At 61.6% G+C, this 25222-nt stretch carries 27 protein-coding genes and 5 tRNA genes; 11 read left to right on the plus strand and 21 right to left on the minus strand.

The annotated features are described in order from the left end of the window. Window position 1 precedes the first annotated feature (1 nt). The 11 genes from RIN61_RS03920 to RIN61_RS03970 form a co-directional block, all read right to left on the minus strand. The gene (locus RIN61_RS03920; protein WP_112253110.1) at window positions 2-1111 is read right to left on the minus strand and encodes a flagellar basal body P-ring protein FlgI; all 1110 of its coding nucleotides are present in this window, start codon (window positions 1109-1111) and stop codon (window positions 2-4) included. Between the two features lie 12 nt (window positions 1112-1123). Then, on the minus strand, window positions 1124-1819 hold the full coding sequence (gene flgH, locus RIN61_RS03925; protein ID WP_085589051.1) for a flagellar basal body L-ring protein FlgH: 696 nt from the start codon (window positions 1817-1819) through the stop codon (window positions 1124-1126). 51 nt (window positions 1820-1870) lie between these two features. Then, window positions 1871-2656 (minus strand): flagellar basal-body rod protein FlgG, encoded by a 786-nt coding sequence (flgG, locus tag RIN61_RS03930; RefSeq protein ID WP_015271239.1) that lies wholly within the window; start codon window positions 2654-2656, stop codon window positions 1871-1873. 48 nt (window positions 2657-2704) lie between these two features. Then, window positions 2705-3445, minus strand: coding sequence for a flagellar basal-body rod protein FlgF (gene flgF, locus RIN61_RS03935; RefSeq protein ID WP_112253255.1), 741 nt, complete (start codon window positions 3443-3445; stop codon window positions 2705-2707). 340 nt (window positions 3446-3785) lie between these two features. Then, entirely contained in the window at window positions 3786-3971 is a 186-nt protein-coding gene (locus tag RIN61_RS03940) for a hypothetical protein (RefSeq protein ID WP_112253111.1), read from the minus strand. A 72-nt stretch (window positions 3972-4043) separates the two neighbouring features. Beyond that, window positions 4044-5399, minus strand: a complete 1356-nt coding sequence (gene flgE, locus RIN61_RS03945) for a flagellar hook protein FlgE (protein ID WP_112253112.1) — start codon at window positions 5397-5399, stop codon at window positions 4044-4046. Between the two features lie 31 nt (window positions 5400-5430). After that, entirely contained in the window at window positions 5431-6135 is a 705-nt protein-coding gene (gene flgD, locus RIN61_RS03950; protein ID WP_215521081.1) for a flagellar hook assembly protein FlgD, read from the minus strand. A gap of 15 nt (window positions 6136-6150) precedes the next feature. Further along, window positions 6151-6594 carry a flagellar basal body rod protein FlgC gene (gene flgC / locus RIN61_RS03955; protein ID WP_003257260.1) on the minus strand — a complete coding sequence of 148 codons (444 nt, stop codon included), beginning with the start codon at window positions 6592-6594 and terminating at the stop codon, window positions 6151-6153. A gap of 2 nt (window positions 6595-6596) precedes the next feature. Continuing rightward, entirely contained in the window at window positions 6597-7007 is a 411-nt protein-coding gene (gene flgB, locus RIN61_RS03960; RefSeq protein ID WP_015271243.1) for a flagellar basal body rod protein FlgB, read from the minus strand. A 370-nt stretch (window positions 7008-7377) separates the two neighbouring features. Continuing rightward, the gene (cheR, locus tag RIN61_RS03965; protein WP_015271244.1) at window positions 7378-8205 is read right to left on the minus strand and encodes a protein-glutamate O-methyltransferase CheR; all 828 of its coding nucleotides are present in this window, start codon (window positions 8203-8205) and stop codon (window positions 7378-7380) included. A 52-nt stretch (window positions 8206-8257) separates the two neighbouring features. After that, window positions 8258-9187 carry a chemotaxis protein CheV gene (locus RIN61_RS03970; protein WP_112253115.1) on the minus strand — a complete coding sequence of 310 codons (930 nt, stop codon included), beginning with the start codon at window positions 9185-9187 and terminating at the stop codon, window positions 8258-8260. A 76-nt stretch (window positions 9188-9263) separates the two neighbouring features. Between RIN61_RS03970 and flgA the strand changes: the two genes are divergently transcribed. From flgA to RIN61_RS03995, 5 genes are all read left to right on the plus strand, one after another. Beyond that, the gene (gene flgA / locus RIN61_RS03975; protein WP_112253116.1) at window positions 9264-10016 is read left to right on the plus strand and encodes a flagellar basal body P-ring formation chaperone FlgA; all 753 of its coding nucleotides are present in this window, start codon (window positions 9264-9266) and stop codon (window positions 10014-10016) included. Between the two features lie 164 nt (window positions 10017-10180). Beyond that, on the plus strand, window positions 10181-10495 hold the full coding sequence (gene flgM / locus RIN61_RS03980) for a flagellar biosynthesis anti-sigma factor FlgM (protein ID WP_112253117.1): 315 nt from the start codon (window positions 10181-10183) through the stop codon (window positions 10493-10495). Between the two features lie 50 nt (window positions 10496-10545). Then, window positions 10546-11013, plus strand: coding sequence for a flagella synthesis protein FlgN (locus tag RIN61_RS03985; RefSeq protein WP_112253118.1), 468 nt, complete (start codon window positions 10546-10548; stop codon window positions 11011-11013). Window positions 11014-11092: 79 nt separating this feature from the next. Next, a complete protein-coding gene (locus RIN61_RS03990; RefSeq protein WP_215521080.1) occupies window positions 11093-11836 on the plus strand; it encodes a flagellar brake protein in 744 nt (247 codons plus the stop codon). Window positions 11837-11932: 96 nt separating this feature from the next. Then, window positions 11933-12502 carry a hypothetical protein gene (locus RIN61_RS03995; protein WP_207876865.1) on the plus strand — a complete coding sequence of 190 codons (570 nt, stop codon included), beginning with the start codon at window positions 11933-11935 and terminating at the stop codon, window positions 12500-12502. 54 nt (window positions 12503-12556) lie between these two features. Here the strand turns inward: RIN61_RS03995 and RIN61_RS04000 are convergent, their stop codons facing one another. Next, window positions 12557-13897 carry an MFS transporter gene (locus RIN61_RS04000; protein ID WP_313855890.1) on the minus strand — a complete coding sequence of 447 codons (1341 nt, stop codon included), beginning with the start codon at window positions 13895-13897 and terminating at the stop codon, window positions 12557-12559. A gap of 260 nt (window positions 13898-14157) precedes the next feature. Here RIN61_RS04000 and RIN61_RS04005 point away from each other — a divergent pair, with 260 nt between their 5' ends. Continuing rightward, entirely contained in the window at window positions 14158-14730 is a 573-nt protein-coding gene (locus tag RIN61_RS04005) for a hypothetical protein (RefSeq protein WP_112253122.1), read from the plus strand. A gap of 28 nt (window positions 14731-14758) precedes the next feature. Here RIN61_RS04005 and bkdR read toward each other — a convergent pair whose 3' ends face one another. Continuing rightward, the gene (gene bkdR / locus RIN61_RS04010; protein ID WP_112253123.1) at window positions 14759-15244 is read right to left on the minus strand and encodes a Bkd operon transcriptional regulator BkdR; all 486 of its coding nucleotides are present in this window, start codon (window positions 15242-15244) and stop codon (window positions 14759-14761) included. A gap of 198 nt (window positions 15245-15442) precedes the next feature. Between bkdR and RIN61_RS04015 the strand changes: the two genes are divergently transcribed. The 4 genes from RIN61_RS04015 to lpdA are packed head-to-tail and all read left to right on the plus strand — an operon-like array spanning window position 15443 to window position 20389. Continuing rightward, entirely contained in the window at window positions 15443-16675 is a 1233-nt protein-coding gene (locus RIN61_RS04015) for a 3-methyl-2-oxobutanoate dehydrogenase (2-methylpropanoyl-transferring) subunit alpha (RefSeq protein ID WP_112253124.1), read from the plus strand. A gap of 1 nt (window position 16676) precedes the next feature. Further along, window positions 16677-17735, plus strand: coding sequence for an alpha-ketoacid dehydrogenase subunit beta (locus RIN61_RS04020; RefSeq protein WP_112253125.1), 1059 nt, complete (start codon window positions 16677-16679; stop codon window positions 17733-17735). After that, window positions 17736-19007: a dihydrolipoamide acetyltransferase family protein gene (locus tag RIN61_RS04025; RefSeq protein WP_207876867.1), complete on the plus strand. Its 1272-nt coding sequence runs from the start codon at window positions 17736-17738 to the stop codon at window positions 19005-19007. A gap of 2 nt (window positions 19008-19009) precedes the next feature. Further along, window positions 19010-20389: a dihydrolipoyl dehydrogenase gene (gene lpdA / locus RIN61_RS04030; protein WP_112253127.1), complete on the plus strand. Its 1380-nt coding sequence runs from the start codon at window positions 19010-19012 to the stop codon at window positions 20387-20389. Window positions 20390-20606: 217 nt separating this feature from the next. Here lpdA and RIN61_RS04035 read toward each other — a convergent pair. Both RIN61_RS04035 and phnN read right to left on the minus strand, forming a co-directional pair. Then, window positions 20607-20683: transfer RNA gene (locus tag RIN61_RS04035), tRNA-Arg, on the minus strand. 111 nt (window positions 20684-20794) lie between these two features. Further along, entirely contained in the window at window positions 20795-21388 is a 594-nt protein-coding gene (phnN, locus tag RIN61_RS04040) for a phosphonate metabolism protein/1,5-bisphosphokinase (PRPP-forming) PhnN (protein ID WP_112253147.1), read from the minus strand. 345 nt (window positions 21389-21733) lie between these two features. Here phnN and RIN61_RS04045 point away from each other — a divergent pair, with 345 nt between their 5' ends. Next, window positions 21734-22060, plus strand: a complete 327-nt coding sequence (locus tag RIN61_RS04045; protein ID WP_012273554.1) for an Arc family DNA-binding protein — start codon at window positions 21734-21736, stop codon at window positions 22058-22060. Between the two features lie 223 nt (window positions 22061-22283). On the opposite strand, the gene mgtE is transcribed toward RIN61_RS04045, so the two are convergent. The 6 genes from mgtE to csrA all read right to left on the minus strand — a co-directional run bounded on the left by mgtE (window position 22284) and on the right by csrA (window position 25075). Continuing rightward, window positions 22284-23726, minus strand: coding sequence for a magnesium transporter (gene mgtE, locus RIN61_RS04050; protein ID WP_025340118.1), 1443 nt, complete (start codon window positions 23724-23726; stop codon window positions 22284-22286). A gap of 516 nt (window positions 23727-24242) precedes the next feature. Then, window positions 24243-24319, minus strand: a tRNA-Arg gene (locus RIN61_RS04055). 72 nt (window positions 24320-24391) lie between these two features. Next, a tRNA-Arg gene (locus RIN61_RS04060) sits at window positions 24392-24468 on the minus strand. Window positions 24469-24540: 72 nt separating this feature from the next. After that, a tRNA-Arg gene (locus RIN61_RS04065) sits at window positions 24541-24617 on the minus strand. Window positions 24618-24723: 106 nt separating this feature from the next. Further along, window positions 24724-24814 (minus strand) — tRNA-Ser (locus tag RIN61_RS04070). A 72-nt stretch (window positions 24815-24886) separates the two neighbouring features. Further along, window positions 24887-25075, minus strand: coding sequence for a carbon storage regulator CsrA (gene csrA / locus RIN61_RS04075; RefSeq protein WP_003254503.1), 189 nt, complete (start codon window positions 25073-25075; stop codon window positions 24887-24889). Between the last annotated feature and the right edge of the window lie 147 nt (window positions 25076-25222).

Here is a 25222-nt window from a genome sequence, read left to right on the forward strand (position 1 = left end):
CTCAGATCACGATCAGGTCGGCTTGCAAGGCGCCGGCCTGTTTCAGGGCTTCGAGGATGGCCATCAGGTCGCTGGGCGCTGCGCCCACCTGGTTCACCGCGCGGACGATTTCATCCAGCGTGGTGCCCGGGCCGAACTTGAACATCGGCTTGGCTTCCTGCTCGGCATTTACCCGCGAGCGTGGCACCACGGCGGTCTCGCCATTGGAGAACGGCCCCGGCTGGCTGACGATCGGGTCTTCGGTAATGGTCACGGTCAGGCTGCCGTGGGTCACCGCGGCCGGCGACACCTTGACGTTCTGGCCGATGACGATGGTGCCGGTACGCGAGTTGATGATGACCTTGGCAACCGCCTGGCCCGGGTCGATCTCGAGGTTCTCGAGGATCGACAGGTAGTCCACGCGCTGGCTCGGGTCCATCGGCGCGGTGACCCGTACCGAACCGCCGTCCACGGCCTGGGCCACGCCCGGGCCGAGCAGGTCGTTGACCTTGTCGACGATGCGCTTGGCGGTGGTGAAGTCGGGGCGGTTGAGGTTCAGGGTCAGGCTGTTGCCCTGGTTGAAGCCGCTCGGCACTGCACGCTCGACGGTAGCACCACCAGGGATACGACCGGCCGACGGAACGTTGACGGTGATCTTCGAACCGTCACGGCCCTCGGCATCGAAACCGCCTACCACCAGGTTGCCCTGGGCCACTGCATAGACATTGCCATCGATACCCTTGAGCGGGGTCATCAGCAGGCTGCCGCCACGCAGGCTCTTGGAGTTACCGATCGAGGACACGGTAATGTCCACCACCTGGCCTGGCTTGGCGAACGCCGGCAGGTCGGCATGCACCGACACTGCTGCAACGTTTTTCAGCTGCACGTTGCCGGAGCCGGCCGGCACCTTGATGCCGAACTGCGACAGCATGTTGTTGAAGGTCTGCAGGGTGAATGGCGTCTGGGTGGTCTGGTCACCCGTGCCATTGAGCCCCACCACCAGGCCGTAACCGATCAGCTGGTTGGAGCGCACGCCAGAAATGCTGGCGATATCCTTCAGGCGCTCGGCCTGGGCGCCGAAGGCACAGGACAGGAGCAGGGTTGCGGCAATCAGCTGCCTCACGTTGAACATGGTCATCCGTACTCAGAAAGGCCAAAGCGGGCTGATGAAGAAGCGGTCCAGCCACCCGGGCTGGCTGGCATCGGCAAACGAGCCGGTACCGGAATAGGTGATGCGCGCGTCGGCCACACGGGTGGACGGCACGGTGTTGTCGGTGGCGATGTCGTCGGCACGGATCATGCCGGCGATGCGCACCAGCTCTTCGCCGGTGTTCAGGGTCAGCCACTTCTCGCCACGTACGGCGATAATGCCGTTGGGCAGCACTTCGGCCACGGTCACGGTGATGGAACCGGTCAGGGTGTTGCCCTGGGTTGCCTTGCTGTCACCCTTGGTGGCGCGCTCGCCGCTGTAGCCGGCCTCCAGCGACAGGTCACCGCCGCCGAACGGGTTGTTGGTGTTCGGCGTGGTGCCGAACAATGACGTCAGGCCGATGTTGGCGTTGCTGTTCTTCTGGATCTGCGAGCCGGCGTTCTTGCTGGCCGAGGTGCGCTCGTTGAGGGTGATGGTGATGATGTCACCCACCCGGAACGCCTTGCGGTCGCTGTACAGGTTCTGCTCGAAACCGGCCTGGTAGATCGAACCGTTGTTGGCCGCTGCCGGCAACGGGGTGCGCGGCAGTACCGGCGCGTAGTACGGGTCGTTGGGCTTGGGCGTCGGCGCGACGCAACCTGCCAGCAACACCGCCCCCCCCAGGGCGAAAACGGACAACAGACGATTCATGACGCTTACCTCACGGGTGCAACAGGGTGACTGGGCTTGGAGCTGTCGGCCTTAGAGCTGTTGAGTAACGAACGACAGCATCTGGTCGGCGGTAGAGATGACCTTGGAGTTCATCTCGTAGGCACGCTGGGTGGTGATCATGTTCACCAGTTCTTCCACGGTGCTGACGTTGGAGTTTTCCAGGGTCTGCTGCAGGGTGGTGCCGAAACCGTTCAGGCCTGGGGTGCCGACTTGCGGCGCGCCACTGGCGGCGGTCTCGAGGAACAGGTTGTCGCCGATCGCCTGCAGGCCGGCCGGGTTGATGAAGTCGGCGGTCTGGATGTTGCCGATCACCTGCGCTGCCGGGTTGCCGGCGGTGGTGATCGACACGGTGCCGTCCTGGCCGACGGTGAAGGTCTGCGCGTCGTTAGGCACGACGATGGCAGGCTCCAGGGCGAAGCCGTTGGCGGTGACGATCTGGCCGTCGGAGTTCAGGTGGAAGGTACCGTCACGGGTGTACGAGACGGTGCCATCCGGCTGCAGCACCTGGAAGAAGCCACGCCCGTTGACCGCCATGTCCAGCGGGTTTTCCGTGGTTTGCAGGCTGCCGGTCTGGAAGTTCTTCTGCGTGCCGACAATGCGCACACCGGTACCGACCTGCAGGCCGGAAGGCAGCTCGCTGTCCTGGGTGGACTGCGCGCCTGGCTGGCGTTTGATCTGGTACAGCAAGTCCTGGAACTCGGCGCGATCACGCTTGAAGCCGGTGGTCGAGACGTTGGCCAGGTTGTTGGAGATGACCGTCAGGTTGGTGTCCTGGGCGGACAGGCCGGTTTTAGCGACCCAAAGAGCCGGAAGCATTTAATGTTCTCCTCGTGCGCCTGAATTACGGCACGCGTTCAAATGTGGTTAGCCGATTTGCAAAACACGCGCCATGGCTTCGTCGCCTTCCTTGGCCGCGTTCATCATCTTCACGTGCAGTTCGAATTGACGGGACAGCGCCAGCACCGAGGTCATTTCTTCCACGGCGTTGACATTGCTGCCTTCCAGGAAGCCCGACACCACCCGCACGTTGACGTCGGCGTCGGCCGGCTGGCCGTCGCGGGTATGGATCAGGCCATCCAGGCCCTTGGTCAGGCCTTTGGTATCAGGGTTGACCAGCTTGATGCGGTCGACCTCGGCCATCACCCGTGGGTCTTCGCCCATGGAGCGGATGCTGATGGTGCCGTCGGCGCCGACCTCGACCTTCTGCTCTGGCGGAATCGCAATGGGGCCACCGTTGCCGAGCACCGGCATGCCGTTGCCGGCACGCAGCACACCGAGGGCGTCGATATTCAGGCTGCCGGTACGTACATAGGCTTCACTGCCATCAGGAGCCTGCACGGCGATGAAGCCTTTGCCGGTCACCGTCACGTCCAGATCACGACCGGTTTCCACCATCGGACCTTCGCTGAAGTCGGTGGCCGGGCGCTCGGTCATGGCAAAGGCGCGCGACGGAAAGCTGTCGCCGAACACCGGCATCGAGCGGGCCTGCTCCAGGTCTCGCTGAAAACCGTTGGTGGAAATGTTCGCCAGGTTGTTGGCGTGCGCCTTCTGCGCCAGCGCATTCTGGCTGGCACCGGTCATGGCCACGTAAAGCATCTTGTCCACAGTCATCCTCCGCTGCACTGGCGATCGTTTGCCGCTCGCCGTTGCTGTAATGGCTCCGAAGCAAGTTCCGAACCAACTTTCCGAAATCGTGAAAAAGCCCGTGGATACGGGCTTTCGAAGGTGCCGCCGGTGTGTTGAACGCCGGTTATCCGGCGCTGGGTTGCCGATGGCGGCAAACCTGGGCCGGCCTCTTCGCGGGTTAACCCGCTCCCACAAGGGCATCGCGCCAGCTTTTAGAAATTGGGCAAGACAGTTGCCCCAAAAGGGCAATGCCGAACTCAAGACCTGTGCAATTCCTGTGGGAGCGGGTTTACCCGCGAAAGGGCCGGCACCGGCCTTATCAAGGCTCGCGACAAGCACCATTGCTGTAGGGGCCGGCGAATTTCTTCCAGCCATCCCCCGGCGGCCATTGCGAGCAGACCAGGCGCCCATCCACCTGGCTTTCCCAACGCCACCAGGGCGCGGTACCGGCCTGGGCCTGGTACAGGCAAAAAGCAGCGATCAATGTGACAACCAGCCGTTTCATGACGCCTCCTGCAAACACGACGAACCCCTTCACGACAAAGGGGTTCGTCCAAACACGCTCAACCAGCAACCATCAGGTCATCTGGATGATGGTCTGCATGATGGTGCTTTCGGTGGAGATGGTCTTGGCGTTCGCCTGGTAGTTGCTCTGCGCCTTGATCAGCTCGACCAACTCTTGCGTCAGGTTCACGTTCGAGCCTTCCAGTGCGTTGGACTCGACGCTGCCCAGGGTACCGGTCTTCGGCGCATCGATGCCCGGAATGCCGGAGGTATAGGTTTCCGTCCAGCGGGTACCACCGATCTGCTGCAGGCCCTGCTCGTTGGCGAAGCTGGCCAGGGCCACCTGACCAATGGCGCGGGATTGCTGGTTGCTGAAGCTGGCGAACAGCACGCCCGTCGAGTCGATGCTCAGGCTCGACAGAATACCGGTCGCGTAACCATCCTGGGACTGCGACATGCGCGCGGTCTCGGTGTTGTAGGAGGTGGTGCTGTTCATCGCCAGGCGCATGCCATCGGCGTTGCCGGCCGCGCCATTCGAACCCCAGTTACCTGCGGAATCTTCCACCGCCGGCACCCAGCCGGTCATGGTGAAGGTGTTGTTGTTCACCGTGAACGAAGCACCCGCCGGATGCCCGGTGTTATCGGCCGTCATGCTGCTGACCGAACCATCGCTGTTGAAACTGATGGTACCGGTCAGCGGCGCAGTGGAGGCCGGGTTGAACGGGTTGCGCCCGTCCACCAGGGTGTACATGGTCCACTCATTGGTGCCGGTCTTGCGATAGAACTGCTCCATGGTGTGCTCGTTGCCCTGACTGTCGTAGACCTTGGTCGGGAACGATTTGGTGTACGTCGTCTGGTCGGAAGGATCGAACGGCAGGTTCGGCACCATCGCGCCACTGCCATCGTCGACTTCCAGCGGGATGTCGGCGGCCGAAGAATTCAGGTTGATGCCCTGGTCGATCAGCGATGTTGCCTTTGGCTGCAGCGAAGACGTATCGATCTGCAGATCGGTCAGCACGCCCTTCTGGATCTTGCCAGTCGAGTCGGCGGCATAGCCCTGCAGGCGCAGGCCGTCCGAGGTCACCACGAAGTTGTCTTTGCTGGCCTGGAAGGCACCCGCACGGGTGTACACACGCGAGCCGTTATCGGACAGCACGAAGAAGCCCTGGCCCTGGATGCCCATGTCCAGCACGTTGCCGGTGGTGTTGACGTCACCCTGGGTGAACTGCTGGGAAACGGCCGCCAGGCGCACACCGTTACCCACCTGGTTCTTGCCCACGCCCAGGCGGTTGGAGCCGGCGTAGACATCGGCGAACTCGGCACGCGACGACTTGAAGCCGTTGGTGTTGACGTTGGCGATGTTGTTGCCGGTGACATCCAGCTGTTTGTTTGCTGCGTACAGACCGCTAAGGCCGATATTGAAAGACATGAATTCGCTCCTTTTGCCGCACTAGCGGGCCTTAGATACCGATGGTTTGCACGTCGGAGAGGGACACTTTGCCGACACCGGCAAGGTTGAGCACCATTTCGCCGGCGGCGCTGAAGCTGACGCTGGTCACTTTGGCTGGCAGCAGCGTGTTCATCTGCACCGACTTGCCATCTACCGTGGTGCTGGCGGTGAAGGTGTAGGTGCCAGGGTCGACTTTCTCGCCGCTGTTGTTGGTACCGTCCCAGATGAAATCGGCGTAACCGGCTTTCTGTTCGCCCAGTTCGATGGTCTTGACGGTATTGCCGTCCTTGTCCTTGATGGTGATCTTCGCTTCGCCGATGGCTTGCGGCACCACGAACTGCGCATTGAAGCTTTCGGCGGTATCGACCACCGCCTTGTCGTTCTGCACCACCACCGAGCGCCCGACCAGCGACGACGCCTGCAAGGCCTGGGACGAGGCCATGGAGCCGGTAATGGCATTGACCGATTCGTTCAGCGAGGTAATGCCTTCCAGGCTGCTGAACTGTGCCAACTGGGCAACGAACTCACCGTTGTCCTGCGGGTCCAGCGGGTTCTGGTGCTGCATCTGGGTGACCAGCAACTGCAGGAAAGCGTCCTTGCCGAGCGAGTCGTTGCCGGTCTTGGATGCAGTGTCGACGGTCTTTTTCGTGGGTGCACCCACACCGGAAGCCGTGAGCACTTCATTGAGGTTCACGCCGGTAGTATCGATTGCCATGGTCTGGTTTCCTTATCACTGACCGAGGGTCAGGACTTTCTGCATCATGGCCTTGGCCGTGTTCATCAGCTCGGCGTTGGTCTGGAACGCGCGGCTGGCGGAGATCATGTCTGCCATCTCCTCGACCACGTTGACGTTGGGGTAGTAGACGTAACCGTCCTTGTTCGCCGCCGGGTGGTTGGGCTCGTAGCGAGCTTCCAGGTTACTCTGGTCCTCGACGATGCCTTTTACCTGCACGCCCTGCCCTGCCTCGCCCTGGTCTTCGAACAGCGACTGGCTGCCGCCGGCCTGCGCGTCCTGGAAGGTGGTGGCGAACACCGGATGGCGGGCGCGGTAGGTCTGGTCGATGCTCGAGGACACGGTCTCGGCGTTGGCGATGTTGGAAGCAACGGTGTTCAGGCGCGTGTTCTGCGCACTCATGCCGCTACCGGCAATGTTGAAGACACTGGAAAGGGACATGATCATTCTCCCCGCAGGGCCGATACCAGCCCTTTGAATTTACTGTTGAGCAAGGTGAAGCTGGCCTGGAAGCCGACGGCGTTTTCGGTGTAGTTCGATTGCTCGATCTGCGCGTCCACGGTGTTCTGATCGATCGACGGCTGCGTTGGCGTGCGGTACTTGAGGGTATCGTCGGCCATGGCCAGGCCCTCGGCCTCGATATGGCGGCTGTTGGTACGATCGAGGCTGAAACGGCCGCCGCTCTGCTGCTTGTCGCTTTCGGCAGCGAGCACCGAGGCGAAGTCCATGTCGCGCGCCTTGTAGTTGGGCGTGTCGGCGTTGGCGATGTTGTTGGCCAGCACTTCGGCACGCTGGGCGCGGAAGCCCAGGGCCTTTTCGTGAATACCAAGCGCCTTGTCGAAGCTGATGCTCATGTCGGGGAAACCTTCGGAGGTTGACCGGAATATCGTTGGGCAAGGTATAGCAAGGGCTGTGCCAACCAACAGAAAGCCAGGAAATACGGGCTTGCAGGGCGAGGTGCTGTCAGAGTGATGCCAGAAAAGCGGCAAAGGCCTTCCGCCTTGAGCGACGAAAGCGGCAATTGCCAGGCGGCAAAAGCGGCAAAACAAAAAATTGACGTCAGTGTCTGTTGTCTGTTGGGACCTCTTCGCGGGTAAACCCGCTCCCACAGGGTTGTGCACAGCTCTCGAAGGCGACGCCGTACCTGTGGGAGCGGGTTTACCCGCGAAGAGGCCGGCACAGGCAAACAAAAAGGCCGGCAACTTGCGTTGCCGGCCTTTGTGCTTACTTCGCCTGGTAGATGATCCCCGGGCTGCACTGCACCATCTGGTAATGGTCCGGCAACCCGTTCAGCGCTTCGGAAGCCCCGAGGAACAGATACCCGCCCGGCTTCAAGGTACTGTGGATACGCAACAGGATGTCCTTCTTCACTTGCGCCGAGAAGTAGATCAGCACGTTACGGCAGAACACCACATCGAACTTGCCCAGGCTGGCATAGCTGTCGAGCAGGTTGAACGAGCGGAACTCGACGCGGCTGCGAATCGCCGGCTTGACCGCCCAGCGCCCCGGCCCCTTGGTGTCGAAGTAGCGCTGCAGGCGCTCCTGCGACAAGCCACGGGCAATCGCCAGGCTGTCGTACTCGCCGGTCTTGCAGTTGGTCAGCATGGTGCCGGACAGGTCGGTGGCAACGATCTGCGCGCCCATCTTCAACTGGCCGAGGTTGCTGCGCTCGAACTCGTCGATGGCCATCGAGATGGAGTACGGCTCCTGCCCCGACGAACAGGCCGCCGACCACATGCGCAGGCGCTGGCCGGGGTTGTTGCGGATGAACTCGGGGATGACCTTGTTCTTCAACACCTCGAACGGGTAGGTATCGCGAAACCACAGGGTCTCGTTAGTGGTCATGGCATCGACCACCTGCTCGCGCAAGCCGCCGCGCGGCTGGGCCTGGATGCGCTGCACCAGCTCGCCCAGGCTCTTGATGCCCTGTTGCTCCATCAGCTTGTTGAGACGGCTGGAAACCAGGTACTGCTTATTCTCGCCCAGCAGGATGCCACAGGCTTTCTCCAGGAACACCCGGAACTGTTCGAAATCCAAATTACCCGTAGACACTACTGCCGCCTCTTTTCAATCACTGGTGCCGGGGGGCCAGCCCCCGGCGGCTTCAATGCGTTGCCTTGATCCGGTCGACCACGCGCTGGGCGAGGTCGTCCGGCTTGAACTTGGCCAGGAAGTCATCGGCACCGACCTTCTTGACCATTGCCTGGTTGAATACCCCGGACAGCGAAGTATGCAGGCAGATATGCAGCTTTTGCATGCGCGGATCACTGCGGATCTCGGCCGTAAGCGTATAGCCGTCCATCTCCGGCATTTCAATGTCCGAGATCATCATCAGGAACTCTTCTTCCGGCTTCTTGCCCTCGTCCACCAGCTTGCGCAGGTATTCCAGGGCCTGACGGCCGTCATTGAGCGCCACCACCTCGACCCCCACGGTCTGCAGGCAGCGGCTGACCTGCTTGCGCGCCACCGACGAGTCGTCGACGGTGAGCACCCGCAGCAGCACCGCCTTGTCCTGCACCTCGGCATCGACCACCCCGGCCGACACCGACTCGGACGACGGCGCCACTTCGGCCAGCACCTTCTCCACATCGATGATCTCGACCATGCGGTTATCCACCCGGGTGACCGCAGTCAGGTAGTGATCGCGGCCAGTGCCCTTGGGTGGCGGATGGATTTCTTCCCAGTTCATGTTGACGATGCGCTCCACCGAATGCACCAGGAAACCTTGGGTCTTGGTGTTGTACTCGGTGATGATCACAAAACTGCTGCGCGTGTCTTCCTGCAGCGGCCGCAACCCGGTGGCCATCGACAGGTCGAGGATCGGGATGGTTGCCCCGCGAATATTGGCAACACCGCGCACTACCGGGTGCGCCTTGGGCAGCAGGGTCAGTGCAGGGCATTGCAGCACTTCCCTGACCTTGAATACGTTGATGCCGTAAAGCTGTTCGCCATTGAGGCGGAACAGCAGCAATTCCAGGCGATTCTGCCCCACCAGCTGCGTGCGCTGGTTGACCGAATCCATAACACCTGCCATGCCAGACTCCTTATGTTTCAGCCTTTCGTTGCAACTCAGTTAGCGAGTCGGCACGGGCTTTGCTTTTTTGAGCGCCATGTACACGAAAACGACATTTTCCCGACGATTGACACGCCTGCTGACTGGCTCGCTGGCCATGCTGTGCCTGCTGGTGCCCGGCGTTCGCACGATGGCGAACGCGTTTACCATGCCTGAACAGCTTATCGGTGTCACTCAAGGGTTTCTTGAATTCAGCGTCGAAGATTATCTGGCCACCACCCAGACCGCCGGCCGTTACGAGATCCAGGTCAACCCGCTTGACCCACGCCTGCGCATGCCGCTGTGCAGCCAGCAGCTGGACGCCTCGCTGGAAAGCCCGGCCCAGCCGCTGGGCCGTGTCACGGTAAAGGTGCGCTGCGAGGGCACGACACCATGGACCGTGTTCGTGCCGGCCACCGTGCGGCTGTTCCGCAACGTGGTGGTGGTGACCCGGCCGCTCAAGCGCGACAACGTGGTGGGTGAAGGCGACGTGGCCCTGCGCGAACGCGATGTCGGCACCTTGGGCCAAGGCTTTCTGACCGAACTGGAGCAAGCGGTGGGCATGAAGATGCTGCGCCCGACGGTGATCGACCAGGTACTCACCCCGCAACACCTGGAACAGGCCGAGGTGGTGCGCAAGGGCGACCACGTGGTGATCATCGCCCGCAGTGGCAGCCTGAGTGTGCGCATGCCCGGCGAGGCCCTGAGCAAGGGCGGCCTGAGCGAACAGATCCGGGTGCGCAACCTCAATTCCAAACGGGTGATCAAGGCCAGGGTGACCGGCCCCGGCCAGGTCGAGGTAAGTATGTAGCCAGCCCATTGATTTGCGCTGGCGGTGAGGAACCGCTTTTCCTAAACTGTGTCAGAAAACGGGTTCGCGAGCTTGCTGACAGGCGGCTGTGCATTTGTGCCTAAAGTTTCTTTCGGGTTGGCCGAAAACAAGGCAAGCGTCCAAATACCCAGAGGTTTCTGATCATGGTCATCGACTTCAGTCGTTTGAATAACTCTCCGTCCGTCACGGGCGGCGTGCGCGGCAACACCGCGTCCGGCAGCGCCGAAAAACCGGCAGCCAGCCAGGAAGCGGCAACCACCACCAGCGCCAGCGGAGAAGCGGTACACCTCAGCCAAGAGGCCCAGCAGTTGCAGAAGATCAGCGACAAGCTGCGCGACGAGCCGGTGGTCAACAGTGCCCGTGTGGCCCAGTTGAAACAGGCGATCGCCGACGGCAGCTACCAGGTCGATGCCGGCCGGGTCGCCAGCAAACTGCTCGATTTCGAAGCCCAGCGCTGACCGTTCGGCGCGCTGACTTCACGGACGCTAGATAAAGCCAAGAGTTAGCCATGCACGACACCACCTTGCTGCAACTGATCGAAGATGACATTGCCCCGATGCAGGAACTGCTCGATCTCCTGCAGAAGGAGGCCGTTGCACTGCACGGCCGCGACATGGCGCCACTGGAAAACATCCTGGCCCGCAAGCAGTCTTTGATCGTATTGCTGGAGCAGCAAGGCCTGCGGCGCAACCAACTGCTCACCAGCCTTGGCCTGAGCGCCAACCGCGCCGGGGTGGAGGCCGTTGCGGCACAATCGCCAAACGGCGAACTGCTGCTGCAGCAACTCGACGTGATCAGCCAGTTGATGCAAGCCTGCCAGCAGCTCAACGAGACCAATGGCCGGATCATCCAGGTGCAGCAACACGTCACCGACAACCAGATCCGCATCCTCATGGGTGGCGATTCGCCCTCGCTCTACGACAGCCGCGGCAGCACCTCGCCGCTGACCAAGCCACGGGCCCTCAGCCAAGTGTGATTTTTCTATCAAGGCACGGAACATACTGGCAAAATGCCGTTAATTGCGTGTTTCGCTTTTGCCTGGAGAACGATAAGCCGTGTTCAATGAATCCGATGCCCCGCAGCCGCCAAAGGTGCTGAGCACTCCCTTGGAGATTGCGGCCAACTTGCGGCAGCTGCAGGAAAGCCACGACCCCCTGATCATCACCTTCCACGACCGCAGCCAGCGCTTCCAGAGCTACGTGGTGCACGTGGACCGTGAAAGCAACACCTTGGCGCTGGACGAGATGATCCCGCGCGACGGTGAGAAGTTCATCGAAAACGGCGAACACTTCCGCGTCGAGGGCTTCCACGATGGCGTGCGTATCGCCTGGGACTGCAATCACGAGCTGAAGATCAGCGAAGTCGATGGCAACCGCTGCTACCGCGGCGCCATGCCGGTAGAAATGACCTACCACCAGCGCCGCAACGCCTTCCGCGCCGCGCTGAAGCTGTCGCAGCTGGTCGATATCATCTTTGATGGGACCCATCTCAAAGGCAACGGCGCCCTGCGTGGCAAGCTGCTGGATATCTCCGCCACCGGCTGCAAACTGCGCTTTGAGGGCAATGTCGAGGATCGCCTGCAACTGGGCCAGGTGTACGAGCGCTTCAAGGCGGGCAACCCGCTGGGCCTGGTGGACACCATGGTCGAGCTGCGCCACCTGCACTATGAAGAGCGCATCAACACCACTTTTGCCGGTGTGCGCTTCCACAACCTCAGCGGCCAGGCGCAGCGCAAGATCGAAAGCTTCGTGTACCAGCTGCAGCGTGAGGCGCGGCGGTTCGACAAGGACGATTATTGATGACCCGCATGCGGAACATTTCCCGCTGAGCGTGCATGTTACGCCTGTCTAATGTGTCCACTCCTGGCAACGCCGTCTTCTGGAGCTGGACACACCATGATTCAAAGCAACTTCACCGCAGAACTGCACTGTCAACATGGGCAGGTCGGGGTCGTCGAAACGCCGATCTATGTGCACCCGCTGTTTTCTCTCGACCAGGATGGCTGGTTGTGCACCGAGGACCAGCGGGGAGACACCGTCAGTTTCAAGCCACTGACCTTCACCTTCCGCTTCATCAGGCATACCGGTGACCGCATTCACTACAACATCTACGGAGCGGAAACCTGGGAATACTTCGGCGCCAGCATGAAAAAAAACCGCAACGGTTGGCTGGGCCTTTACGCAACCCACATCCTCGGCAGGGTCATAGGAGCTCATGGCGCCTTCGACGATCTTGTTGATGACAAGGGCCAGTGGAAAATTGAAACCCTGGGCACCTGGGATGGCGACTTGCAAAGCATTGAAAGCGTGCCTTTCTATTTGCGCGATCGGGACGGCCACCGTGTTGCACTGTCAAAGTCGATCTACACCCGAGAAAAAGTCAAACTGCATTACTGGTTCCTGAACGCCGGAACTAAAGAAGGCGAGATCCTCACATTCCACTTGAAGAACGTCAAGGCTGGCTGAACCGGCCCCGAGCCCGCCGCCTGCCACAGTGCGCTGCAGGTCGGCGGGCAAGGATCATACCGATTGCTTGAAGCCGGCATCGGCTTCAGCCTGCTGCTCGGTTGATGACGGCTCTTCCTCGGTGTCCTCCGCTGCCACCGGCGCCTGCATCACCTCCTGCACCGTCTGCTCATCCACCCGTGGGTCCAGTGCCGCCGACAACGGCGAACCGGCCGCCGGCATGGCCACGTGGCCCAACGGCGCGTCCTGCACCTGGTGCAGGCCGGTAACCGCTTTCGGCCGGATGCGCCACACCAGCACCAGCGCAAAGAACACGAAGAAGGCATACAGCATCTGCGGCCCCAGCACCTTCATCAGCACGCCAGCCGCCAATGGCCCGATACAGGCGCCTACGCCGTAGGTCACCAACAGCATTGCAGTCAGCGACACCCGCCGCTCGCTTTCCACGTGGTCATTGGAAAACGCCACCGCCAGCGGATACAGGCAGAACTGCAGTAAGGAAATCAGGAAACCAATGCCGAACAGCAATTCCAGCGGCACGCTGGGCAGTATCGCCAACGGCGCAGCCGCCAGCGCCAAGCCTACTGCCACGCTGCGGATCAGCACCGCGCGGTCATAGCGGTCCGACAACCAGCCCAGCGGCCACTGCACAAGCAGGCCGGCAAAGATGCAGCTACCCATGAACAGACCGATCTGCTCGGTGGTCATCCCCTGGCTGGAAGCATACAACGGCGCCAGGCCGTAGAACGAGCCGACAATCAGCCCCGACCCAAGCACCGTGCTGAGCGACTGCGGCACGCGCTTGATGAAGAACTTCGGCTCCATCGGTGCCGGGCGCAACGGCGCCGGGTGAATGCGCCGGGTCATCGCGACCGGCACCAGGCACAGGGTGAAGCACATGGCAACCAGCATCAGCAGCTCGAGGCCAAGTTGCGGGTGCACCACCAGGATCAACTGGCCAAGCACCAGGCCCAGGTACGAAGCGATCATGTAGCCGCTGAACACCGCGCCGCGGTGCTTCACATCGGCCTGCTCGTTGAGCCAGCTCTCGATGACCATGTACTGGCACATCATCCCCAGGCCAACGATCATGCGCAGCCCGACCCAGGCCGGCAGCCAGCTGGTAAGGCCGTGGCCGAGCACCGCCGCGCCAACGATACCGGCGCAGGTAGCATAGGCGCGTATGTGCCCGACCCGGCCAATCAACCGGTGGCCGACCTTGCCGCCGACCGCCAGGCCAAAGTAGTTGGCCGCCATCAAGGCACCCACCCACAGGCTGTCGACATGATCGGCTGCCAGGCGCAGGGCCAGGTAGGTACTGAGCAGGCCCGAGCCGATCAACATCATCAGCGCGGCGAAATACAACGACTGAAACGGCTTCCAGATATTTCGCATAGGTCCCGTAAAGCTCCCTGGTCAGGTGGCGGGGTGCTAGAAGCATAAGGGCAAAAACCGCCTGGCGCAGGCCCCCTTGAGTGATTTGCCGCTACTGCGGCGTGTCCGGTGCAGGTCGTGTCGCGATCAGGCTTGTGCCGCCGCGCCCGAAGCTCCGATAGGCGTGCTGAAGAAGAAGTTCCAGATCTTCAACCGGCCATGACCGGTCTACCGTGAAGCCCCACGTGCCCGTCCGAGCATTTAACTCAAGGAAAACCCACATGATTCGAGCCAACTTTACCGCCGAACTGCACTGCAAGTACGGCCAGGTGGTCATCGCTGACACATCTTTCAGTGCCCATCCGTTCACCAGCGCCGACGAAGACGGCTGGCTGTGCACCGAGCAAAGCCGCGACTGCGCCGCGAAAAAAGGCGAGTTCAAGCGCGCAGCATTCGACTTCGCCTTCATCGAGCAGAAAGACAATCGCACCTATTACCAGATATCGTGCGGCCAGCACTGGGACTACGCCGGATCGCGGCTCGAACGCAACAACAATGGCTGGCTGGGCCTGTATGCCACCAGCGTCGTCGGGCGAATCATCGACAGCGTGAACCTGGCCAACCTGACCCGCGCTGCCGACCACTGGAAAATCGAAACCCTGCAACCGTGGGACGGTGACCTGGGGAGCGCCGAGAGCATTGGATTCTACCTACGCGACAGGTTTGGCTACCGCGTTGCCCATACCCGCCCAGACCCGAACAGCGTCGCGCTGACCAACCAACCCTTCCTCAACGCCAGCGAGCGGCCAGGAGAGGTCCTGCAATTCAATCTGCGCAATATCAAACTGGCATAGCGCCTTCGCCGAGCACTGCGCGCAAGCCCTACTCGCGTAGCGCCAGGCCATTGGCAGGCAACGGCAGCGCGGTCTTGTAGCGCACCTGTTTCAAGGCAAAGCTGGAGCGGATGTTGGCCACCCCCGGCAATCGGGTCAGGTAATCAAGAAACCGCTCCAGCGCCTGGATGCTCGGCAGTAGCACCCGCAACAGGTAATCCGGGTCACCGGTCATCAGGTAGCACTCCATCACCTCGGGCCGTTCGGCGATCTCTTCTTCGAAGCGGTGCAATGCCTGCTCCACCTGCTTCTCCAGGCTTACATGGATGAAAACGTTCACATCCAGGCCCAGCACCTCCGGCGACAGCAAGGTCACCTGCTGGCGAATCACGCCCAACTCTTCCATCGCCTTGACCCGGTTGAAACACGGCGTTGGCGACAGGTTCACCGAGCGGGCCAGCTCGGCGTTGGTGATGCGGGCGTTTTCCTGCAGGCTGTTGAGAATGCCGATATCGGTACGATCGAGTTTGCGCATGAGACAAAATCACCGGTTTTTTGTGTTTATGCGGAATGTTTATCTGCCCCGCTCGACAAAGGCAATCAACTTGAGAGAAAAATTCTCCTGCCGGACCTCTAAGATGTAGGGGACGCTGACTTACCAGTCACAAGCCGGTACTCAGCGGCGGCCGCTTCAAAGCTCACAAAAACAAATACCCGAGCGAGCGTAAAAAGCATGAACGAGTACGCCCCCCTGCGTTTGCATGTGCCCGAGCCTACCGGCCGGCCAGGCTGCCAGACCGATTTCTCCTACCTGCGCCTGAACGATGCAGGTCAAGCCCGTAAACCCCCTGTCGACGTCGATGCTGCCGACACCGCGGACCTGTCCTACAGCCTGATCCGCGTGCTCGACGAGCAAGGCGACGCACAAGGCCCATGGGCCGAAGACATCGACCCGCAAGTTCTCCGTCAGGGCATGCGTGCCATGCTCAAGACGCGGATTTTCGACAGCCGCATGGTGGTCGCCCAGCGCCAGAAGAAGATGTCCTTCTACATGCAGAGCCTGGGTGAAGAAGCCATCGGCAGCGGCCAGGCCCTGGCGCTGAACCGCACCGACATGTGCTTCCCCACCTACCGCCAGCAAAGCATCCTGATGGCCCGCGACGTGTCGCTGGTCGAGATGATCTGCCAGCTGCTGTCCAACGAACGCGACCCGCTCAAGGGCCGCCAGCTGCCGATCATGTACTCGGTACGCGAGGCCGGTTTCTTCACCATCAGCGGCAACCTGGCGACCCAGTTCGTGCAGGCGGTCGGCTGGGCCATGGCCTCGGCGATCAAGGGCGATACCAAGATCGCCTCGGCGTGGATCGGCGACGGCGCAACAGCCGAGTCGGACTTCCACACCGCCCTCACCTTCGCCCACGTTTATCGCGCCCCGGTGATCCTCAACGTGGTCAACAACCAGTGGGCCATCTCTACCTTCCAGGCCATCGCCGGCGGCGAATCGACCACCTTCGCCGGCCGTGGCGTGGGTTGCGGCATTGCCTCGCTGCGGGTTGACGGCAACGACTTCGTCGCCGTGTACGCCGCCTCGCGCTGGGCCGCCGAACGCGCCCGCCGTGGCCTTGGCCCAAGCCTGATCGAGTGGGTCACCTACCGTGCCGGCCCGCACTCGACCTCGGACGACCCGTCCAAGTACCGCCCCGCCGATGACTGGAGCCACTTCCCGCTGGGTGACCCGATCGCCCGCCTGAAGCAGCACCTGATCAAGATCGGCCACTGGTCCGAGGAAGAACACCAGGCCACCACTGCCGAGTTCGAAGCTGCGGTCATCGCCGCGCAGAAGGAAGCCGAGCAGTACGGCACCCTGGCCAACGGTCACATCCCGAGCGCCGCCTCGATGTTCGAGGACGTGTACAAGGAAATGCCCGATCACCTGCGCCGCCAACGCCAGGAACTGGGGGTTTGAGATGAACGACCACAACAACAGCATCAACCCGGAAACCGCCATGGCCACCACTACCATGACCATGATCCAGGCCCTGCGCTCGGCCATGGATGTCATGCTCGAGCGCGACGACAATGTGGTCGTGTACGGCCAGGACGTCGGTTACTTCGGCGGCGTGTTCCGCTGCACCGAAGGCCTGCAGAACAAGTACGGCAAATCGCGCGTGTTCGACGCGCCGATCTCCGAGAGCGGCATCGTCGGCACTGCCGTGGGCATGGGTGCCTACGGCCTGCGCCCGGTGGTGGAAATCCAGTTCGCCGACTACTTCTACCCGGCCTCCGACCAGATCGTTTCCGAGATGGCGCGCCTGCGTTACCGTTCGGCCGGCGAGTTCATCGCGCCGTTGACCCTGCGCATGCCTTGCGGCGGCGGCATCTACGGCGGCCAGACCCACAGCCAGAGCCCGGAAGCGATGTTCACCCAGGTGTGCGGCCTGCGCACCGTCATGCCGTCCAACCCGTATGACGCCAAAGGCCTGCTGATTGCCTCGATCGAATGCGATGACCCGGTGATCTTCCTCGAGCCCAAGCGCCTGTACAACGGCCCGTTCGATGGCCACCACGACCGCCCTGTCACCCCATGGTCGAAGCACCCGCAAAGTACCGTGCCAGACGGTTACTACACCGTACCGCTGGACAAGGCGGCCATTACCCGCCCCGGCAATGACGTGACCGTGCTGACCTACGGCACCACCGTGTACGTGGCCCAGGTGGCCGCCGAAGAAACCGGCGTCGACGCCGAGGTGATCGACCTGCGCAGCCTGTGGCCGCTGGACCTCGACACCATCGTCGAATCGGTGAAAAAGACCGGCCGTTGCGTAGTGGTACACGAGGCCACCCGCACCTGCGGCTTCGGCGCCGAACTGGTGTCGCTGGTGCAGGAACACTGCTTCCACCACCTGGAGGCGCCGATCGAGCGCGTCACCGGCTGGGACACCCCCTACCCCCACGCACAGGAATGGGCTTACTTCCCAGGGCCTTCGCGGGTAGGTGCGGCATTGAAAAAGGTCATGGAGGTCTGAATGGGCACGCACGTCATCAAGATGCCGGACATTGGCGAAGGCATCGCGCAGGTCGAGTTGGTCGAGTGGTTCGTCAAGGTCGGCGACATGATCGCCGAAGACCAGGTAGTGGCCGACGTCATGACCGACAAGGCCACCGTCGAAATCCCTTCGCCGGTCAGCGGCAAGGTGCTGGCCCTGGGTGGGCAGCCCGGTGAAGTGATGGCGGTCGGCAGCGAGCTGATCCGCATCGAAGTGGAAGGCAGCGGCAACCATGTGGACGTGCCGCACGCCAAGCCGGTCGAGGCCCCGGCAGCTCCGGTAGCCGCCAAGCCGGAACCGCAGAAAGAAGTGAAGCCTGCTGCATGCCAGGCGCCTGCCAACCATGAGGCAGCGCCCATCGTGCCGCGCCAGCCGGGCGACAAGCCGCTGGCCTCGCCGGCGGTGCGCAAGCGTGCCCTGGATGCCGGTATCGAACTGCGTTACGTGCATGGCAGCGGCCCGGCCGGGCGTATCCTGCACGAAGACCTCGACGCCTTCATGAGCAAGCCGCACAGCGCTGGCGGGCAAGCGTCGAGCGGCTATGCCAAGCGCACTGACAGCGAGCAGGTGCCGGTGATCGGCCTGCGCCGCAAGATCGCCCAACGCATGCAGGACGCCAAGCGCCGGGTCGCGCACTTCAGCTATGTGGAAGAAATCGACGTCACCGCCCTGGAAGCCCTGCGCCAGCAACTCAACAGCAAGCACGGCGACAGCCGCGGCAAGCTGACCCTGCTGCCGTTCCTGGTGCGCGCCCTGGTCGTGGCACTGCGCGACTTCCCACAGATCAATGCCACCTATGACGACGAAGCCCAGGTCATCACCCGCCATGGCGCGGTGCATGTGGGCATCGCCACCCAAGGTGACAACGGCCTGATGGTGCCGGTGCTGCGCCATGCCGAAGCTGGCAGCCTGTGGAGCAATGCCGGCGAGATTTCGCGCCTGGCCAACGCTGCCCGCAACAACAAGGCCAGCCGCGATGAGCTGTCCGGTTCGACCATTACCCTGACCAGCCTGGGCGCCCTGGGCGGTATCGTCAGTACGCCGGTGGTCAACACGCCGGAAGTGGCGATCGTCGGCGTCAACCGCATGGTCGAGCGGCCGGTGGTGATCGACGGCCAGATCGTCGTGCGCAAGATGATGAACCTGTCCAGCTCGTTCGACCACCGCGTGGTCGATGGCATGGACGCCGCGCTGTTCATCCAGGCCGTGCGCGGCCTGCTCGAACAACCCGCCTGCCTGTTCGTGGAGTGAGCATGCAACAGACTATCCAGACTACCCTGTTGATCATCGGCGGCGGCCCTGGTGGCTACGTGGCTGCCATCCGCGCCGGGCAACTGGGCATCCCCACCGTGCTGGTGGAAGGCCAGGCACTGGGCGGTACCTGCCTGAACATCGGCTGCATCCCGTCCAAGGCGCTGATCCACGTGGCCGAGCAGTTCCACCAGACCTCGCGCTTTGCCGGGCCGTCGGAGCTGGGCATCAGCGTCGCTTCGCCACGCCTGGACATTGGCCAGAGCGTGGCCTGGAAGGACGGCATCGTCGACCGCCTGACTACCGGAGTCGCCGCGCTGCTGAAAAAGCATGGGGTAAAGGTGATCCATGGCTGGGCGAAGGTGCTCGACGGCAAGCAGGTCGAGGTCGACGGCCAGCGCATCCAGTGCGAGCACCTGTTGCTGGCCACTGGTTCCAGCAGTGTCCAACTGCCGATGCTGCCGCTGGGCGGGCCGATCATTTCCTCGACCGAAGCCCTGGCGCCGAAAACCTTGCCGCAGCACCTGGTAGTGGTGGGCGGCGGCTACATCGGCCTGGAGCTGGGCATCGCCTACCGCAAGCTGGGTGCACGGGTCAGCGTGGTTGAAGCGCGCGAGCGCATCCTGCCGACCTACGACAGCGAGCTGACCGCCCCGGTGGCCGAGTCGCTGAAGAAGCTGGGCATCACCCTGCACCTGGGCCACAGCGTCGAGGGTTACGAAGGCGGCTGTCTGCTGGCCCGTGATGGCCAGGGCGGCCAACTGCGCCTGGAAGCCGACCAGGTGCTGGTGGCCGTGGGCCGTCGGCCGCGCACGCAAGGTTTCAACCTGGAGTGCCTGGACCTGAAGATGAACGGCGCCGCCGTTGCCATCGACGAACGCTGCCAGACCAGCATGCGCAACGTCTGGGCCATCGGCGACGTGGCCGGCGAACCGATGCTGGCGCACCGGGCCATGGCCCAGGGCGAGATGGTCGCCGAGATCATCGCCGGCAAGGCACGCCGTTTCGAACCCAGCGCGATCGCCGCGGTGTGTTTCACCGACCCGGAAGTAGTGGTGGTCGGCAAGACCCCGGAGCAAGCCAGCCAGCAAGGGTTGGACTGCATCGTCGCGCAGTTCCCGTTCGCCGCCAATGGCCGGGCCATGAGCCTGGAATCGAAAAGCGGTTTCGTGCGCGTGGTGGCGCGCCGTGACAACCACCTGATCCTCGGTTGGCAGGCGGTTGGCGTGGCGGTTTCCGAGTTGTCGACGGCGTTCGCCCAGTCGCTGGAAATGGGCGCGTGCCTGGAGGACGTGGCCGGTACCATCCATGCCCACCCGACACTGGGTGAGGCGGTACAGGAAGCGGCACTGCGCGCCCTGGGCCACGCCCTGCATATCTGACACTGAAGCGGCCAAGGCCGATTTTGGCCCGCAGCGCCCCAGGCGCCGCGGGTCTTTTTTCATGCCTGAATCGGTGCCGGCCTCTTCGCGGGTAAACCCGCTCCCACAGGATTTGTACTGCCTTTGAGCCTTGTGCAATACCTGTGGGACCAGGCTGAATTCTTCGCTGTTGACGACCGGTGGCCAAAAGGCAGGCCAGGAAAGAAGCAAGGAGAAATGGCGTCCCAGGCAGGAATTGAACCTGCAACCTTCCCCTTAGGAGGGGGATGCTCTATCCAATTGAGCTACTGAGACGCAAATGCCGGCAGCGAGCGCTGCACAGCGGGACGGCCAGCATGTTAACCAGCATGCTGGCGTTTGTCATGCCTCAAGCGGGCTTTTTCGCGTAATCCTTTTCTGCCAATGCTACACCTGCGGCAGCACAGCTTCATCATGCAGCAGCGCGAACAATGCCGCGACCGCGGTTTCCAGAGTGGTGGAGTTGTCCAGCACGTGCAGCGATGGATCGGCCAGCGCCTGCAAGCGTGCATTACGTGCAAGGCGCTGCTCTACTTCCTCGGCGCTTTCCCGCCCGCGGGCCAGCAAGCGCTCGCGCAGCACCTCGGGCCTGACCTGGACCAGCACAGCCAACAGGTTCGGGTAGCGTCGGCGCGCCTCGGCCAGATAAGCCCGCGAACCATTCACCAGCACCGCCCTGCCCGCCGCCAGCCACTGGTCCACCTGTACTGGAATGCCGTAATCCAGGCCGTTGGCTTGCCAATACATGGCGAAAGCACCTTGTGCGCGCAGTGCTTCGAACTGCTCGGATGTGACGCCATGGGCGGCTTCGCCCTTGGCTTCGGCCGAGCGGGTAATGACGCGACGAGCGATTTGCACCCCGGCGGCTGCCAGCCGCTCACGAGAAGCGTCGATCAGGGAATCTTTCCCGGAACCCGACGGTCCTACCAGATAGATCAACCGGCCTGTCCCTGATTGGCGGTCGCTTGCGTCATGTTGCATAGCCACTATGCTCTATGGAAGGAAACCGGCGCATTCTATGATTTTTCCCGGTCTTTTGCTGCGTTTCACCAGTTTTTGGCGGCAAAAGTCTGACGATTGGGCAAGCCGGCGCATGTAAAACTTTTCAAACCAGTACTCATTTCTGATAATTGGTACTGGCACAAAGCCTTTATCCGGCTCACTATTTGTCACAGAATTGACGCCAAGGAAACGGCGACCATGAGGCAAGATGAGCATCCATTTTTCACAGACGGTTGAACATTTCGTCGTCGCCACGGTCGTACTACCACCCCGTGCGGCCAATTTTAGAACCGCTTCCCCTGAACCAAAATCCGGTCAATTTATATGCGCCCAATGAAACAGGCTATTTATTCGAGCCGCACCGCTGACAAGTTCGTCGTCCGCCTGCCAGACGGGATGCGTGAGCGCATTGCCGAGGTAGCGCGCAACCATCACCGCAGCATGAACTCCGAAATCATCGCGCGCCTGGAACAGAGCCTTATCCAGGAAGGTGCGCTGGGTGACGAGTTGAGCATGCGCCTGGACAGCCCTGAACTGTCCCTGCATGAACGCGAATTGCTGCAACGCTTCCGCCAACTGTCTCACCGCCAGCAGAACGCGCTGGTCGCCCTTATCGCTCACGATGTGGAAATGGCTACCGACGCCTCCTGAAGTTTGCAGCCGAACATGAAAAAGCCAGCGTAAGCTGGCTTTTTTGTGGGCTCATCACCGCTGCGGGATCACTCTCTGTGGGAGCGGCCTTGTGTCGCGAAAGGACTGCGAAGCAGCCCCAGAATGTTGTGCAGCGCCGCTGAAATTGCGGGGCCGCTCTGCGGCCCTTTCGCGACACAAGGCCGCTCCCACAGGGACCTCCTCAGCGTTTGGAGGTAATCGGTTACAGCAAGAACAGCGTGGCCAGCCCGAGGAAGATAAAGAACCCGCCACTGTCGGTCACTGCGGTAATCATCACGCTGGAGCCCATCGCCGGGTCGCGCCCCAGGCGTGTCAGGGTCATCGGGATCAATACTCCCATCAAGGCCGCCAGCAGCAGGTTCAAGGTCATCGCCGCAGTCATCACCAGGCCCAACGACCAGCTGCCATACAGCCAGAACGCCACCGCACCGATCACCCCGCCCCAGATCAGGCCGTTGAGCAGCGATACCGCCAGCTCCTTGCGCATCAGGCGGCTGGTGTTGCCCGGCGACACCTGGTCCAGCGCCATGGCGCGCACGATCATGGTGATGGTCTGGTTACCGGAGTTGCCGCCAATGCCCGCCACGATCGGCATCAGCGCAGCCAGGGCTACCAGTTTCTCTATCGAACCTTCGAACAGGCCGATCACACGCGACGCAACGAACGCGGTAATCAGGTTGATGGCCAGCCAGGCCCAGCGGTTGCGCAGCGAACGCCAGACCGAGGCGAAGATGTCTTCTTCCTCGCGCAAACCGGCCATGTTCAGCACTTCGCTTTCGCTTTCCTCGCGAATCAGGTCAACCATTTCGTCGATGGTCAAGCGGCCAATCAGGCGCTCGTTCTTGTCCACAACCGGCGCAGATACCAGGTCATAACGCTCGAAGGCCTGCGCCGCATCATAGGCATCTTCCTCGGGGTGGAAGGAGACCGGGTCGGTCGCCATGACCTCCGCCACCTTTTTCTCCGGGTCGTTGACCAGCAGACGCTTGATCGGCAATACGCCCTTGAGAATACCGTCATAGTCGACCACGAACAGTTTGTCGGTATGGTTCGGCAGCTCTTTCAGGCGGCGCAGGTAGCGTAAAACCACCTCCAGGCTGACGTCTTCGCGGATGGTGACCATCTCGAAGTCCATCAAGGCACCAACCTGCTCCTCGTCATAGCTCAGCGCCGAACGCACGCGCTCGCGTTGCTGGGCATCGAGGGTTTCCATCAGCTCGTGAACAACGTCACGCGGCAGCTCTGGAGCAAGGTCGGCCAGCTCGTCGGCGTCCATTTCCTTGGCTGCGGCGAGCAGCTCGTGATCGTCCATGTCGGCGATCAACGATTGCCGCACGGCGTCGGACACTTCCAGCAGAATGTCGCCATCGCGATCGGAGCGCACCAGCTGCCAGACCGTCAGGCGGTCTTCCAGGGGCAAGGCTTCAAGGATATAGGCGATGTCGGCGGGGTGCAGGTCATCGAGCTTGCGCTGCAGCTCGACGAGGTTCTGGCGGTGGACCAGGTTTTCCACCAGGTCGTTGTGGGCGCCTTCCTGACGGTGGGTCAGGTCTTCGACCACGCGCTGGCGCTGCAGCAGTTCGACCACCTGGGCCAGGCGGTCCTGCAGGCTTTCCTGCGCTTTTTTTACTTCTACTTCAGTCATAGGCGAACTCCACTCCCAGCAGCGGAGCACGCCGGGAGAATCAATCGGTCAGATCTTTCTGTATGAATCTTGTTAGCGAGTAACTACTGGGTAAGTCCATGGTGGTTTTCCACAAGCCCCGGCGGGGCTGACGGGCGCAATCATACACTGCTAAAGCTGTCAGATCGCTTAAAATTTTGGCCAGAACAATCGTTTGCGTGATAAAGCTGGGACAACGCTCGAAGCTATCAGTGCGGCGGTGGGTCTGGCGGTCAAGTTACATTTGTTGTGTGCCTGGATGTGTATGCGGTGCCTGATCGATCTCGGGGCTGCTTTGCAGCCCATCGCGACACAAGGCCGCTCCTACAAGGGATCGCGTACTTCTGTAGGAGCGGCCTTGTGTCGCGAAAGGGTCGCGCAGCGGCCCCCAAAGGCACACGCTCAATCTACAGAAGAGCTTAGATCGACATCACCAACAATTCATTGGCGCAGAAAAACAAAAAGCCCGCTCAATTGAGCGGGCTTCTTGATTTGGTGTGGCGGACTCAGCAGGATTCGAACCTGCGACCGCTCGGTTCGTAGCCGAGTACTCTATCCAGCTGAGCTATGAGTCCGTGGTGGTAGTTTTAGACCAGATTACCACTGGTTGGTTGAAGCGTCTTTGCAAGCAGAGCCACTTCAAAAAGTGGCGGACTCAGCAGGATTCGAACCTGCGACCGCTCGGTTCGTAGCCGAGTACTCTATCCAGCTGAGCTATGAGTCCGCAATGGTAGTTTTAGACCAGATTACCACTGGTTCTTTGAAGCAGCTTTGTAAGCAAAGCCACTTCAAAAAGTGGCGGACTCAGGAGGATTCGAACCTCCGACCGCTCGGTTCGTAGCCGAGTACTCTATCCAGCTGAGCTATGAGTCCGTGTCTTGCCGCGCATTATAGGTCGCCGAAACATTTTTGCAAGAACTTTTTCGTTTAAAATCAACTACTTAGCGTTCTTACCGTTTACAGCGCCCTAAGCGAATAATGGCGGTGAAGGGGGGATTCGAACCCCCGATACCCTTATGAGGTATACTCCCTTAGCAGGGGAGCGCCTTCGGCCACTCGGCCACCTCACCGCAACACGAGGCGAATATTAAACAGGCTCTTCCTCGTTTGCAACCCTTTTTTTGAAAAAAACTTCAAAAAAATTAAAGGCTTGGCTCTTCGTCCTTCTCTTTCTTGATCCGCAGGTAGATTTCCTCGCGGTGCACAGCCACTTCTTTCGGGGCGCTGACGCCAATACGCACCTGGTTGCCCTTGACGCCGAGCACCGTCACGGTGATCTCGCCGTCTCCAATGATCAGGCTCTCGGCGCACCGACGAGTCAGAATCAACATAGCTTTCTCCTTACGCAAAACATTCAGGGGTAACAGTCTTTGGTGTCGCGGCCTGGTCGTGGACGACGACCAGGCCCCGGTTACCCGCCGCACAGGCCAGGACAGGGCCTGCACGGCGAGCAGAAACGCGAAGGGCGCGGCAAGCCG

Source organism: Pseudomonas inefficax, assembly GCF_032164165.1.
Lineage (GTDB): Bacteria > Pseudomonadota > Gammaproteobacteria > Pseudomonadales > Pseudomonadaceae > Aquipseudomonas > Aquipseudomonas inefficax.